This is a genomic window from Frigoribacterium sp. VKM Ac-2836, assembly GCF_013248995.1.
Classification (GTDB): Bacteria; Actinomycetota; Actinomycetes; order Actinomycetales; family Microbacteriaceae; genus Frigoribacterium.
In genome coordinates, this window is record NZ_JABRPK010000003.1 from 171,946 (window position 1) to 184,886 (window position 12,941).

Genomic DNA, 12,941 nt, shown 5'->3' on the forward strand with positions numbered 1-12,941 from the left:
CCCGGGGGCGTCACGTGCGGAGGGCACGGGGCGCATCCGCGTCGGCCCGCGCCACGGGTGCGGGGCCGAGCCGCTGCTCGGGGCGGGCCGGCGAGATCAGTGTCGCGCGCCTCCCGCGAGCGTCGGGTCCGGTGTCGGCGCCGAGCACCTGCAGGCGTCCCGGTGTGCGGTCGCGCAGCGCCGCCGTCCAGGCGCAGACCAGGGCGTCGAGCAGGTCCTCGCGGTGCTTGTAGGCCCGGTCGACGAGCGGCGACGGTTCGTCGACGAGCATCGCCGACACGGGGTGCGAGCCGAGCCGCAGCGGCACCTCGGCCCCGGCCAGGCCGGCCAACCGGCGGAGCAGCTCGTCGCAGGCCGCCGCCCGCGCCTCGCGCCGCGCCTCCTTCGGCAGGGTGAGGTCGGGTCGCTTGTAGCGCGGACGCTTGTCGTCGTAGCCGAGTTCGGCCATGCCGACGAGTGTCGTGTACGGGTAGCACTCGAAATGTCCGACCGCCTCGGCGGGCAGCGGCACGACACCGTCGTCGTAGATGCCGCCGGCACGCTCGAGCCGCTCGCCGAGGGTGCGTCCGCCGAGCCAGGGCAGGGAGGCGCTGCTGGCGTTGGCCGACACGTGCCAGCGACCGTAGGCGCGCGCCACGAGCCGCTCGCTCGCCCGCATCCCCGTCGCGTTCGGCACGAGCACGGGGGCGTCCACCGCCACGACCGAGCCGGGCGTCGACCAGCGCAGGACCCAGGCCTCGACCTCGTCGACCCCGCGTGCCCAGCCGGCGTCGAGCACCGTGCCGTCGGCGTCGATCACGGCGAGGCCGGTCTCGTTCGCCGGGCGGGCGGGCGTGGAGTCGCGCCAGGCGAGGTCGACGCCGAGATAGCGGGGTCGGGGTGTGCTCACCGCTCGACCGTACTCGCGCCCGATACTGTCCCCATGCCCACCAGCACGCGCACGAGCACCCGGACCCCGGCCGACCTGCGCCGATGGCGTCGCTACCTCGCCGACGAACGGGCCGAGGAGTCGACCTACCGTGACCTCGCCCGCCGCCGCGACGGCGAGGAGCGCGCGATCCTGCTCGCCCTGGCCGACGCCGAGGGCCGCCACGCGCAGCACTGGGTCGACCTGCTCGGCGCCGACGTCGGGCGTCCGGCCCGCACCGACCTGCGCACCCGCGTGCTCGGCGTGCTGGCCCGGCGGTTCGGCTCGATCTTCGTGCTCGCGCTCGTGCAGAGCGCCGAGGCGCGGTCGCCCTACGCGACCGACGTCGACGCCACCGACGCGATGGCCGCCGACGAACGCATCCATGGCGAGGTGGTGCGCGGCCTGGCCGAACGGGGTCGCAACCGGCTGTCGGGGTCGTTCCGGGCCGCCGTGTTCGGGGCGAACGACGGGCTCGTCAGCAACCTCGCGCTCGTGCTCGGCATCAGCGCCTCCGGTGTGGCGAACCACGTGGTGCTGCTGACCGGGCTCTCGGGTCTGCTCGCCGGGGCCCTGTCGATGGGCGCGGGCGAGTACGTCTCGGTGCGGTCGCAGCGCGAGCTGCTCGACGCCTCGACACCCGACCCGACGGCGAGGCAGGTGCTGCCCGACCTCGACGTCGACGCGAACGAGCTGGCCCTCGTGTACCGGGCACGGGGCATGTCGCCGGACGAGGCCGAGGCCCATGCGCGGCAGGTGCTCGCGGGTGCGGGGCGAGGTGCCTCGTCGCCGAGCGCGCCTCCTGCCGGTGCGGCGCCGGGCGCCGCCACGGGCGGCTGGGCGGACGCCCCGGGCGAGGAGGCGCGCTCGGCCGACGAACCCGCCACCCACGAGACGCTCGGCACGGCGTTCGGCGCTGCCGCTTCGAGCTTCTGCTTCTTCGCGTCCGGGGCCGTGATCGCCGTGCTGCCCTACCTGTTCGGTCTGTCCGGGCTCGCGGCCGTGGTCGTGGCCTCGGCCCTGGTCGGCGTCGCGCTGCTCGGCACGGGTGCCGTGGTCGGTCTGCTGTCGGGGGCGAGCCCGGTCAAGCGGGCCCTGCGGCAGCTGGGCATCGGGTTCGGGGCGGCCGCCGTGACGTACCTGCTCGGGCTGCTGTTCGGGACGGGCGCCGCGGGTTGAGCCGGTCGGTGGAGGGCTCAGGCCTTGCGGTCGAGTTTCCAGGCGATCCAGCACGTGACGAGGACGACGCCGGCCGCGGCCAGCCGCGCTCCCATCAGTACCCCTTGCCCGGTCGACGTCGTGAGGCTCATGTCGGCACCGATGCCGATGCTCCAGATCGCGCCGGACAAGGTGAGGCAGACGACCAGGGCGAGGCCGAGCACCACCGAGGTCGCACCGTGGGATCGCGGCCCGACGTCGTCACGACCGCGGGGGTCGCGCGAGAGGCGCGCGGCGGCGATGCGCACGAGTCCGAGCCAGAGGAGTGCCACGGCGCAGGCCCCGACGACGTCGCTGCAGCGGTGCCAGCCGAAGGCCACGGTCTGTTCGGCGACGACGGCCGCGAAGGCAGCGCCGACCATGTAGAAGAGCGGTCGGGCGTGCCGGCCGAAGGTGGTCATGATGGCCAGGACGGCGGCGACGGCGACCGTGACGTGCCCGCTGGGGAAGCTGTTGCCGTAGATCTCGCCGGTGAGCTCGGGGCGCGGAGCGAGTTGCTTGAGCAGCTGCGTCGTGATCGTGGCCCCCACGATCAGGACGCCCGCCTGCACGGCCGAGCCGGGCCGGCGGCGCAGGAACGCGACGACCATCGTGAGGGCGACGACCAGCAGCACGGCCGGCGGCGAGATGGCGTCCAGCGCGACACCCGACTGCAGCAAGGTCGTGCCGTCGACCGACCGGAGGATGCTGTCCTCGATCGACTGGCCGGTCTCGGTCAGGACGGCGATCGTGTAGACCCCCGCCAGCACCACGACCGAGGCCGACGAGGCGACGACCCAGCGACCCGTGACCCGTCGGCGGACGGCCGGGGTCGTCGAGAGGGCGGGGTGAGGGGTCACCGGACGAGCTAACTACACGGCGCCTGGAAACCGGCTCGGTCCGACCTGCCGATGCGCCGGGGTGGTCCGGACTCACAGCGCGGGTGCAGGTGGCCGGTCGACCGAGGGGGTCGTGCGCTCCATCTGACGCCAGGCCCCGCCGGTGAGCGGGGCGAGCGTGACGGTCGTGTAGACCGCGGCGACGATGCCGAACGCGAGGGCCAGTCCGATCGTGTCGGCGGCGACGCCGCCGAGCAGGGCACCGAACGGGATGCCGGCCCAGGCTCCGGCGTTGACCAGCCCGAAGACCCGCCCGCGGAGGTGCTCGGGGGTGCGTTCGAGTTGCACGGTGCCGAGGATGGGGTTGAGGGCTCCGGCGGCCAGTCCCGAGAGCGCGGTCGCGGCGACCAGCGCCGGCAGCGGTGCCCCGAGGGCGAAGGCGAGGCTCGACGGGCCGCCGGCGAGCGTGAAGCAGATGACGAAGGTGACCCGCCGCGGCACTCGGTGGGCGACGAAGCCGAAGACCACGTTGCCGGCCAGGGCGCAGCCGCCCATGGTGGCGACGAGCAGTCCCAAGGCGGCCGCGCCTCCCAGTCGATCGTTCGCGTAGAGGGGCAGCAGCGTGGACCCGCGAGCGGCGTCGAGCAGGTTCGTGACCAGCACGAGCGCGACGATCAGCCGCATCAGCGGGTCGCGCAGGACGAACCGGGCGCCCTCGGCCAGGTCGGCCCGGTAGGAGGCGCGGGCGGGCTCGGCATCGTCGCTCGGCTCTGTCGGGTGGTCGTCTCTCGAATTCTGTGATCCGGTACGTACCGGATCGGGCGCGGGGACGAAGGCCCGGGTGAGGCTCGCCGAGACGGCGAAGGTGGCCGCGTTGACGAACAGCGAGGCGATCGGGCCGACGGCGGCGACGAGCAGCCCGGCGATCGAGGCTCCGATCATCTTGGCGAAGCGTTCGGACCCGTCGAGCAGGCCGACGCTGCGTTCGATCCGCACCCCGGCGCGCTCGGTCAGCCCGGGCAGCATCACCCGGCGGGCCGTCTGCCCCGGGGTGTCGAGCAGCCCGCCGACGAAGACGAGCGAGAGCAGGGCCCAGAACGGCAGTCCGACGGTCAGGGCGAGCACGGGCATCGCGAGGACGGAGGCGCCGCTCACCAGGTCGGCCACGATCGCGGCCCGGCGGTGCCCGACCCGGTCGACGACGACGCCGCCGAGCGGTCCGCCGATGATCACCGGTGCCGTCGCGAACGCGGCCGCGAGGCCGACCTCCGCTCCTGATCCGCCGAGGCCCAGGACGTAGAAGGGCACGGCGAAGGCCGTCACGACGTTGCCGGTCTGCGAGATCGCGTGGGCGGCGACCAGCGCGGACAGGGCGACCCGCGCCTCCTCGGGTCGTCTGATCTCGCCCATGGTCCGCACTCAGGGCCGGCGGTAGGCCTGGTAGACGAGCACGACGGGCTCGGCCCCGTCGTCGAGCGTCGGGTCGTGGGCGTCGCTGACGCCGAGCCAGCGCTCGACGACGCCCTCGAGGTCGCGGCGCAGGTCGGCGAGCTCGGTCGCGGTGAGGCGCAGGCTGCGGTCGCCGCTCGCGCCGGCCTCCACCCACTCGCGGGGCAGCGTGGGCGTCGCGTCGACGTACTCGCCGAAGCGGGCGGCGTAGGCCTGGCCGATCGACTTCTGCAGGGCGGACGACGCGGCGAGGCGGTCGGGATCGTCGAGCAGTTCGGCGGGCTCCCAGCTGGTGAGCTGCGCGGTGGCCTGCCACCAGCGTTCACGCCGATCGGTGGTCCGGGGCTCGGCCGGGCCGATCAGGTCGATCGAGGCGAGCTTCGACAGGTGGTAGCTGATCGTGCCCGGGGCCTCGTCGACGGCGTCGCCGAGCTGGGCGGCCGTCTGCGGCCCGCGCTCGCGCATCAGCCCGAGGAGGCGCAACCGGGTCGGGTGGGCCAGCACGCGCATCGAGGCGGCGTCGGTGAGCGTACTGCGGGAGGTCTCGCGCGGGGTCATGCGGTCGACCCTAGATGCACAAGAGATGTTGCGCAAGGGATGTTGTGGGCTTGGCTGGGGCACGGGAGCGTGAGGGTCGACCGGTCGAGCCGTGAGTGTGGTGGGTGTCGTGGACGCCGGAGCGGCCCGCGGCGCAAGCTCGATCCACGACGACCGGACGGCCCGGCTCGCAGGAGGAACCCGATGACGAAGACCCCGGACGACCCGCACGGCACTGACGAGACCGAACTCGAGCGCAGCGGTAACAGCAGCGGCGAAGGTCACGGCGACCACACCGTCGGTGAGCGGGACGATCGCCCCGTCGAGATCACCAGCGAGAACCACCCCGACGGTGGCACCGGGTCGCGCACGCTCGATGACGGACCGGCCGAGGACGCCGTCCCGACCCGCCGGCCCGGGCAGGCCGACGCCGGCGAGGTTGACGAGCTGATCGGCGACTACAAGGGTGACGGCGAAGGCAAGCACGCCTACTGACGTGACCCGAGGAGGCGCGGGTCGGCCTCGATTCGCGCCCCGCGCCTCCCTCGTGTAGTGTTTCCTCTGGCCAATCGGCCCGAGAAACGCGCCTGTAGCTCAACGGATAGAGCATCTGACTACGGATCAGAAGGTTGGGGGTTCGAGTCCCTCCAGGCGCACGCAACTCAGCATGGCCCCTGCCCTACACGGCAGGGGCCATTCTTCGTCTCGGTGCTCTCGACCGGCGACGACCCCGGCACGGGCTCCCGGTCAGGGTGACGAGGCGAGGGCGGCGAGTTCGGTGCGGCTGCGGGCCCCGAGCTTGCGCAGCAGGTTCGAGACGTGGAACTTCACGGTGTTGTCGCTGATGCCCAGTGCCGAGGCGATGTCGCGGTTCCGATCGCCGGATGCCACGCGGTGCAGCACCTCACGCTCTCTCTCACTGAGGGCCGCGACCAGCTCCCACGGCTCGTTCGAGGGGGGCGGGTCGAGCGGAAGCCGCACCGTCAGCTCCGAACCCCACCCGGCCGTGGACGCGACCGTCAGGTCGCCGCCGACGCCCGAGACCTGCTCGGTGATCGGCCGCAGGGCGTCGTCGTGTGCCGTGAGCTCACCGGCTCCGTCGTCACGGATCGCGATCAGCAGGTTCAGGCCGTCGCAGTCCCACTGGATGCGCACCCGACGAGCGTCGCCCGCATCGACGAAGGTGAGCACGGCGTTCCGCACCACGGCCCGCGCCACGTGCGCCACGTCACCCGGCAAAGCCCGGCCCGTGGCCGGCGGTTCGACGAACTGCACGTCCAGGTCGCCGAAGCGGACGAGCGGTCGCAGGTCGGACCGGAGGCGCGCGAAGGCCCCCACGACCGGCTCGAGCGTCGTGCCGCGCTCCCGGTCCGAACCGGTCCTCAGCGCGACCAACGCGCCCGCTGCGACGTCGATGGCCTCTGCCCGTGCCGCCCGATCGTCGAGGCGTCGAGAACGCAGGGCGGCCAGCACGGACTCGAGCGTCATCGCGTGACGGTCCACCAGCTCGGCGGTCGCCCGCGCGTGCTCGGACGCCACGGTCCGCGCGAGGGCGTCGGAACCGGCTCGGCCGGGGCCGTCGTGCAGGGTGCGACTCATGCCCCTCAGCCTAGGTGTGTGCCTACCCGTCATCATCGTCCCTACCCGAACGGGTGGGTGGGACGCCTCCGTCGAGGAGCTGCCCTCTCAGCATCGGCGGACCATGATCGAGGGCAACGGGATCGACGACGTATCCAGAGGCCCGATCGGGCCCCGTCGCCCCCACGAGGAGCACCACATGAAGCTGCAGTTCGCCATGGACACCCTGACCATCGACGCCGCCCTCGAGCTGGCCGCCGCCGCCGCGCCGAGCGTCGACATCATCGAGCTCGGCACGCCGCTGATCAAGGCCGAGGGTTTCCGCGCCATCACCGCCGTCAAAGAGGCGCACCCCGACAAGATCGTCTTCGCCGACCTCAAGACGATGGACGCCGGTGAGCTCGAGGCGGGCGAGGCGTTCAAGGCCGGCGCCGACCTGGTGACGGTCCTCGGCGTCGCCGGCGACAGCACCATCGCCGGGGCGGTCAAGGCCGCCAAGGCGCACGGCAAGGGAATCGTCGTCGACCTGATCGGCGTCGGCGACAAGGCCGCCCGTGCCAAGGAGGTCGTCGCCCTCGGCGCCGAGTTCGTCGAGATGCACGCCGGTCTCGACGAGCAGGCCGAAGAGGGCTTCACGTTCGAGACGCTGCTCGAGGCCGGCAAGGCCAGCGGCGTGCCGTTCTCCGTCGCAGGCGGCGTCAAGGCCGCCACCGTCGGCTCGGTGCAGGACGCCGGAGCAGACGTCGCCGTCGCCGGTGCCGCGATCTACTCGGCCGACGACGTCGCCGCTGCCGCCGCCGAGATCCGCGCCGCCATCAAGTAGCACCGACGTCGAACCGCGCTCCGGCCGAGGCTGGAGCGCTGACGCGCAGGAGGCGCGGTGTCGGTCGGACCGGCACCGCGCCTCCTCGTTCGTCAGCGGGGTGTTTCGACCAGGCGGGCCGAGACCGCCACCACGACGTCGTCGCCCGTCAGGCCGGTCTCGGCCAGGCGTCGACGCAGCGCGTCGGCGGCCCGGGCGAGCGTCTCGGGTGTCGGTGCGTCCAGCTCGGTCGCCACGTGGGCGGTGACCGACACCGAGTCGGACCTGCGCGAGATCTCGACGAGTCCCGTCGAGCCCGCGAGGTCGAGCCCGGCGGCGACCACCCGGACCGCGCCCTCGACGACCGGGTGAGCGTCGAACACGTCCACGATGCCCGCGACGCCGCGCAGCAGGTCGGTCAGCTCCCGCGAGAGCGTGTCGTCGTTCATCGGTCGTCCTCTCGGGGCACGAACACGTCGTCGATGTGCACATCGACCCGGGTGACGTTCAGTCCGGTGTGTCGCGTCAGGGTCTCGGTGATCCGTCCGCGCAATTCGTCCGCCACGGCGCCGAGGTCGAGTCCGTAGCGCGCCGCGGCCGTCACGCTGACGTTGACGGGGGCGCCGGCGGTCGTCAGGTCGCCGTCGATGGTCGTCGAGCCCAGCACGACCCCGGACTGCGCATCGCCCGCTCGTCGAACCAGCCCGCGCGCCGCCGCCTCGGTGACGCTCAGTCGGACGCCGGGGTCGGGGTGGCCCACCGGGATCTCGCGGCCGCCCACCACCTCACGTCTGATCGAGTCCAGCAGGCCGTCGATCCACGCGCCGTCACGGTCGGGTTCACGGGCCGCCACGTGTTCGAGGGAGGCACGCGACAGGTTCTGCACCCGGGCCAGGGACTGCAGGTACAGGCGGCAGGCCGCCGACCCCTCGATCTCGGGTTCGCGCGGCGTGCGGCCCGCGTCGAGGTAGTCGCCCAACCGTTCCACCGGGATGCCGTCGACGGTGTCGTCGGGCTCCTGGGCGTCGAGGGTCGAACGATCGTCGGTGCTCATCTCCACGCCTCCATCTCGGTGATCAGGAACGTCCGGGCCCGCGAGATCTTGCCCCGGACCGTCGAGACCGGCAGGTCGAGGGCCTCGGCGATGTCCGCGTACGAGTAGTCGGCCGTCTCTCGCAACAGCCAACACCGTCGCTGGTCGAGGGGAAGCTTGTCCAGTGCCGACCACATCGCGTCGAGCTGGAGACGCGCCTCGACCACGCGCTCGGGTGTCTCGTGGCGCGGTGCCGCGACCTCGAGACGATCGACGTCGTCGTGGTCGCGTCGGACGCGCAGCCGGTCGACGGCCTTGTTGCTGACGATGCGCATCAGCCAGTTGCGCACCCGGGACGGGTCGTCGAGGTCGGACAGGCGCCGCCACGCGGTGAGGAACGCGTCCTGGACGACGTCATCGGACTCGAGCTCGGAGCCGAGGAGGCGCGCGGCGTAGACGCGCATGAGCGGACCGTGACGTCGGGCGATGACCTCGTAGGCGTGGACGTCACCGTCGCGGGCCCGGACGGCCAGTGTCGCGTCGGCCGCCTCGAGGAGCGGGTCGTCGGTGGTGATGACGACCTCCTGTGTGTGATCGACGGTGGGGCGGTCGGGTGCCCCTAATAACTGAGTACCACCCTGCGCCCGGATCGGGGGACGCCGTGGCCGAAAAGCGAGTGCTCTCGGATCGTTCGCTGAGAGCTGGCTGATCCACCATGACATGCGACGTGACCGATGCGTCTGAATGATGTGTCCCGCTTCACGGGCACTCAGACACCGGCCGGTAGACACCCGGCCCCAGCGCAAGGAGAAACCATGAGCAACGTGACCCCCGCCACCAGCACCAGCACCGCTGCCGCGAAGAACACCTCGTCCCACGCCGCCGGCAAGAACACGATCGCCGAGGGCGTCGTCTCGAAGGTCGCCGGCATCGCCGCCCGCGAGGTCCGTGGCGTCCACGACCTCGGCAACGGTGCCGCCCGTGCCATCGGCGCGATCCGCAACGTGATCAACCAGCAGGACCGCGGCCAGGGCGTCTCGGTGGAGGTCGGCGAGAAGCAGGTCGCCGCCGACATCGTCATCGTCGCCGAGTACCCCGTCGAGCTGCAGAAGGTGGCCGACGACGTCCGCAAGTCCGTCACCGACGCCATCTCGCAGGTCGTCGGCATGGAGGTCACCGAGGTCAACGTCACCGTTTCCGACGTGTACATCCCCTCCGAGGACGACAACAAGGACGACGCCGACGACAGCCGCGTCAAGTGACCGCCACGACCACCGGCATGCTGGTCGGCGCCGTCCTGGCGTTGACCGCCCTGGCCTTCGGCTTCTGGGCCTTCGTGTTCGTCGCGATCGCCATGGCGATCGGGTTCGGCGTCGGTCGTGTCGTCGAGGGCAAGCTCGACGTCCGAGGCCTCGCCGACGCACTCCGCGGGCGGCGGTCGTCGTGACCGCGGCGGTGACGGCCGACCAGGCCCTCCACGGCCGGAACAAGATCACGTCACGTGCCGTGCGTCGGGTCGTCTCGGCCGTCACCGCGGAGGCCCTCGAGGTCTCCGCGTCGAAGGTGTCGGTCGAGTTGGCCGACCACGACGGCGCGCTCAGCGTGATCGCCAAGACGCCCATCCGCGTCTCGCCCCTCGGTGTCTCCGAACGCCGTTCGGGCACCCTGCTGGACCGTCTCACGACGGCTCAGTCCACCATCCGTGACCGCGTGCTGCAGCTGACCGGGTCGAGCATCGACAAGGTCGACCTGCAGATCACGGGCGCCGACATCCGAGAGAGGAAGCGCGTCGCATGAGCACCGCATCGCTCTACAAGCGCATCGTGCGCCGTGAGACGCACTCGTCCCGGGCCGGCATCGCCATCACTCTGGCCGTCCTGCTGATCATCGCCCTGGCTTGGATCGGCACCGAGTCGGTCCTGGCCGCCGTCGGGACCGCTCCGCTCCTCCTCGCGCCGACCGACCTCGTCGGATCGACGCTGGACGCCGCGAGTGCTCCCGTGGGTGTGCTGACGGCGATCGCGGTCGTCGTCGCGCTGGTCGGGCTCGTCCTCATCATCGTGTCGCTCGCCCCCGGTCGTCGGGGTCGTCGCGGGGCGAAGGCCGAGCGCACCGTGGCCGTGGTCGACGACCGGGTCATCGCCCGTTCGCTGGCCCGCACCGCGAGCTACGCCGGCGACGTCGACCCGTCGCAGGTCAGCGTGAGCGTCGGCAAACGCAAGGCCCTCGTCGAGGTGACCCGCACCTCCGGTCGTCAGACCGACGTGCGCAGCATCGACGAGGCCGTCCGTGACGAGCTCGGCGGTTACGACTTCAGCCCGGCCCTGCGTCACAAGGTCAAGCTGTTCGAGAAAGGAACGGTCGGGTCATGAACAGCACCAATCGCGCTCTGAACCGCATCGTCGTTTTCGTCATCGGCCTCGTGCTGCTGCTCGCCGGAGGGGCGGTGGCCGTCGGTGCCCTCGTGCCCGACGTCCAGCAGACCGTCTCGCAGGGTGCCGCCGACGCGAAGGGCCCCGTGACCGACGCCCTGACCGGGCAGCCGTGGATACTCTGGGTCGTCGCGGTCGCCAGCCTCGTGCTGATCGTCCTGCTCGCCTGGTTCGCCCTGCGGCAGGGGCACGGCCAGACCGACACGCTGCTCACGGTCGACGAGGGTTCGCGTCGTGACCAGACCACCGGTGGTCGCCTCGTCATCGACGCGAAGGTCGCCGAGCAGGTCCTCGAGGAGGCGCTGGCCGACATCCCGGGAATCGTCTCGGTGGACGTCACCGCCTTCCGCGTCAAGCGCGAGTCGGTCCTGCGTGTCACGGCGAACGCCCGTCGCGGTGTCTCGCCGACCGACATCCGTCGGAGCATCGACCAGGCCGTCGCCCACTGGGACGGCGTTCTCGGCACCGAGACGCCCGTCGTCATCCAGATCAACGGCGGACTGCGCAGCCAGATGTCGTCCGCGACACGGCTCGACTGACGACCGTCGACCCACCGCGCGGACGGCCCTCGCCCTCGAACGAGGACGGGGGCCGTCCGCCGCTCCACCCACGTTTCCCGATGAAAGGCCGGTCTCATGAGCGAGTCCACCCACCACGTCACCCCCATCGACATCGACGCCGCGGCGTCCACCCCGTCCGACTCGCCCGAGGAGGTCCTCGAGCACACCATCGGCGTGACCGTCCTCGGCGTCTCGGGAGTCCACGCACTCGGTAGCGCACCCCAGCGGCTGGCCGGCGCCCTCCGCACGGCCATCGGCACGGGGTCCGTCCCGGGCGTCCGGGCCGGGACGACCGACGAGGGTCTGGTCGTCGACATCGCCGTCGTCGCCGAGTACCCGACGAACGTCACCGCGCTCGCCGACACCGTCCGCACCCAGGTCCAGCACGCCGTCGGGCAGCTCGACGGTGAGAAGGTCACGGTCAACGTGACCGTCACGGACGTGCACGGCCCCTTCGACTCCGACGAGGACGCGGCCGACAAGGTGAACGCCGCCGCCGACAAGACCAAGCAGGCCGTCTCGGACGCGCGCGACGCCGTCGGGGCCGCGGCCTCCGAGGCGGGGGACCGCGCGAAGGAGGCCGGCGAGAAGACCAAGGCGGCCGCCGGCGAGGCCGGCGACCGTGCGAAGTCCGCTGCGGGCGACCTGTCCGACAAGGCGCGCGAGCTGGGCGGCAAGGCCGGCGAGCTCGCCGAGCAGGCGAAGGCCACCGCGGCCGAGGTGGGCGAGAAGGCGGCCGACAAGGCCGACGACGTCGCCGACAAGGCCCGTGACGTGGCGGACGAGGCGAAGGACGCCGCCGCCGACGCCCGCGACTCCGCCGCGGACGCCCGTGACTCGGCCGCGGACCGCGGCGACGACGCCCGGGAGAAGACCGCCGACGCCGCCGACGCCGCTCTCGACAAGACGTCCGAGTTCGTCGCCGGTGCCCGGGAGAAAGCCGCCGACGCCGTGGACGGCGTGGCCGACGCGGTGGACGGCGAGCGCGCCTCCGACGACGACGCGACCCGCGCCTCCTCGGCCGACTCCCAGAAGGCCACCGATGCCGGCGAGGCTGACGAGGCCGACGGCGCCGACGTGACCGTGACGGTCGACGGCGGCACGGTCACCGTCGAGGTCGACGCCGACAGCGACGCGCAGGTCGTCGTCGACGGCGACCACGTCGCGACGACGGAGAAGTGATGTTCGGCCGTGGCGCCACGACGAGCACCCGGCGCCCCCGGCCCCGGCCCCGGGCCGTCTGGGCCGCCCTGGTGACCTCGGTCGTCGTCTGCCTGCTGATCGTGGTCGGCGTGCTGCTGCCCGTGCTCACCCTCATCGGAGCGGCGGACGGCGGTACGGCGGGCGCCCTCGACGTCCCCGTCGGCTCGATCGCCGCGGCGATCGCCATCGGCTACGTCCTGGCGCTGGTGTTGCTGCTGCTCGTCGTGAAGGCGCGCAACGGCGCCCTGGCCTGGGTGCTCGGGGTCGCGGCCGTGATCTCGACGCTGGTCGTGTCGCTCTGGCCCCTCGTGGCCGTCGCCCTCGCCGGTGTCGACCAGGTGCAGGACCTCATCCCGTTCATCCAGGACCTGATCGGACGTTTCTGGCCCGGCAGCTGACCCGGA

General features: G+C 72.5%; 18 protein-coding genes and 1 tRNA gene. 11 read left to right on the forward strand and 8 right to left on the reverse strand.

Annotated features, from left to right (window positions below):
- Nucleotides 1-10: 10 nt before the first annotated feature.
- Entirely contained in the window at nt 11-889 is an 879-nt protein-coding gene (locus tag HRF36_RS12350; protein WP_173210337.1) for a DUF429 domain-containing protein, read from the reverse strand.
- Between the two features lie 33 nt (nt 890-922).
- Here HRF36_RS12350 and HRF36_RS12355 point away from each other — a divergent pair, with 33 nt between their 5' ends.
- The gene (locus HRF36_RS12355) at nt 923-2,086 is read left to right on the forward strand and encodes a VIT1/CCC1 family protein (RefSeq protein WP_173210339.1); all 1,164 of its coding nucleotides are present in this window, start codon (nt 923-925) and stop codon (nt 2,084-2,086) included.
- 17 nt (nt 2,087-2,103) lie between these two features.
- Here HRF36_RS12355 and HRF36_RS12360 read toward each other — a convergent pair whose 3' ends face one another.
- The 3 genes from HRF36_RS12360 to HRF36_RS12370 form a co-directional block, all read right to left on the reverse strand.
- Complete coding sequence (locus HRF36_RS12360; protein WP_173210341.1) at nt 2,104-2,964, reverse strand: phosphatase PAP2 family protein; 861 nt, start codon at nt 2,962-2,964, stop codon at nt 2,104-2,106.
- A gap of 72 nt (nt 2,965-3,036) precedes the next feature.
- The gene (locus HRF36_RS12365) at nt 3,037-4,353 is read right to left on the reverse strand and encodes an MFS transporter (protein ID WP_173210343.1); all 1,317 of its coding nucleotides are present in this window, start codon (nt 4,351-4,353) and stop codon (nt 3,037-3,039) included.
- Between the two features lie 9 nt (nt 4,354-4,362).
- The gene (locus HRF36_RS12370; RefSeq protein WP_173210345.1) at nt 4,363-4,950 is read right to left on the reverse strand and encodes a helix-turn-helix domain-containing protein; all 588 of its coding nucleotides are present in this window, start codon (nt 4,948-4,950) and stop codon (nt 4,363-4,365) included.
- A 183-nt stretch (nt 4,951-5,133) separates the two neighbouring features.
- Here HRF36_RS12370 and HRF36_RS12375 point away from each other — a divergent pair, with 183 nt between their 5' ends.
- Complete coding sequence (locus tag HRF36_RS12375; RefSeq protein ID WP_173210347.1) at nt 5,134-5,424, forward strand: hypothetical protein; 291 nt, start codon at nt 5,134-5,136, stop codon at nt 5,422-5,424.
- An 88-nt stretch (nt 5,425-5,512) separates the two neighbouring features.
- Nucleotides 5,513-5,585 (forward strand) — tRNA-Arg (locus tag HRF36_RS12380).
- A gap of 91 nt (nt 5,586-5,676) precedes the next feature.
- Here HRF36_RS12380 and HRF36_RS12385 read toward each other — a convergent pair.
- Nucleotides 5,677-6,528 carry a LuxR C-terminal-related transcriptional regulator gene (locus HRF36_RS12385; RefSeq protein ID WP_254281303.1) on the reverse strand — a complete coding sequence of 284 codons (852 nt, stop codon included), beginning with the start codon at nt 6,526-6,528 and terminating at the stop codon, nt 5,677-5,679.
- A gap of 178 nt (nt 6,529-6,706) precedes the next feature.
- Between HRF36_RS12385 and hxlA the strand changes: the two genes are divergently transcribed.
- A complete protein-coding gene (gene hxlA, locus HRF36_RS12390; RefSeq protein WP_173210349.1) occupies nt 6,707-7,330 on the forward strand; it encodes a 3-hexulose-6-phosphate synthase in 624 nt (207 codons plus the stop codon).
- Between the two features lie 92 nt (nt 7,331-7,422).
- Here hxlA and HRF36_RS12395 read toward each other — a convergent pair whose 3' ends face one another.
- From HRF36_RS12395 to HRF36_RS12405, 3 genes are read right to left on the reverse strand one after another with little or no spacing between them, the layout of a single operon-like run.
- Entirely contained in the window at nt 7,423-7,758 is a 336-nt protein-coding gene (locus HRF36_RS12395) for a hypothetical protein (RefSeq protein ID WP_173210351.1), read from the reverse strand.
- Nucleotides 7,755-8,363 carry an Asp23/Gls24 family envelope stress response protein gene (locus HRF36_RS12400; protein WP_173210353.1) on the reverse strand — a complete coding sequence of 203 codons (609 nt, stop codon included), beginning with the start codon at nt 8,361-8,363 and terminating at the stop codon, nt 7,755-7,757. Before HRF36_RS12400 ends, HRF36_RS12395 begins: the two co-directional genes overlap by 4 nt.
- On the reverse strand, nt 8,360-9,064 hold the full coding sequence (locus HRF36_RS12405) for an RNA polymerase sigma factor (protein WP_173210355.1): 705 nt from the start codon (nt 9,062-9,064) through the stop codon (nt 8,360-8,362). Before HRF36_RS12405 ends, HRF36_RS12400 begins: the two co-directional genes overlap by 4 nt.
- A 93-nt stretch (nt 9,065-9,157) precedes the next feature.
- Between HRF36_RS12405 and HRF36_RS12410 the strand changes: the two genes are divergently transcribed.
- From HRF36_RS12410 to HRF36_RS12440, 7 genes are all read left to right on the forward strand, one after another.
- Nucleotides 9,158-9,604 (forward strand): Asp23/Gls24 family envelope stress response protein, encoded by a 447-nt coding sequence (locus HRF36_RS12410; RefSeq protein ID WP_173210357.1) that lies wholly within the window; start codon nt 9,158-9,160, stop codon nt 9,602-9,604.
- A complete protein-coding gene (locus HRF36_RS12415; protein ID WP_043597628.1) occupies nt 9,601-9,789 on the forward strand; it encodes a DUF2273 domain-containing protein in 189 nt (62 codons plus the stop codon). The genes HRF36_RS12410 and HRF36_RS12415 overlap by 4 nt, the downstream gene beginning before the upstream one ends.
- Complete coding sequence (locus HRF36_RS12420) at nt 9,786-10,139, forward strand: hypothetical protein (protein ID WP_054144851.1); 354 nt, start codon at nt 9,786-9,788, stop codon at nt 10,137-10,139. The genes HRF36_RS12415 and HRF36_RS12420 overlap by 4 nt, the downstream gene beginning before the upstream one ends.
- Nucleotides 10,136-10,714 carry a DUF6286 domain-containing protein gene (locus HRF36_RS12425; protein ID WP_173210359.1) on the forward strand — a complete coding sequence of 193 codons (579 nt, stop codon included), beginning with the start codon at nt 10,136-10,138 and terminating at the stop codon, nt 10,712-10,714. Before HRF36_RS12420 ends, HRF36_RS12425 begins: the two co-directional genes overlap by 4 nt.
- Entirely contained in the window at nt 10,711-11,313 is a 603-nt protein-coding gene (locus HRF36_RS12430; protein ID WP_173210361.1) for a hypothetical protein, read from the forward strand. Before HRF36_RS12425 ends, HRF36_RS12430 begins: the two co-directional genes overlap by 4 nt.
- A 96-nt stretch (nt 11,314-11,409) precedes the next feature.
- On the forward strand, nt 11,410-12,516 hold the full coding sequence (locus HRF36_RS12435) for an Asp23/Gls24 family envelope stress response protein (protein ID WP_173210363.1): 1,107 nt from the start codon (nt 11,410-11,412) through the stop codon (nt 12,514-12,516).
- Nucleotides 12,516-12,935, forward strand: coding sequence for a hypothetical protein (locus HRF36_RS12440; RefSeq protein WP_173210365.1), 420 nt, complete (start codon nt 12,516-12,518; stop codon nt 12,933-12,935). The genes HRF36_RS12435 and HRF36_RS12440 overlap by 1 nt, the downstream gene beginning before the upstream one ends.
- Nucleotides 12,936-12,941: the final 6 nt, after the last annotated feature.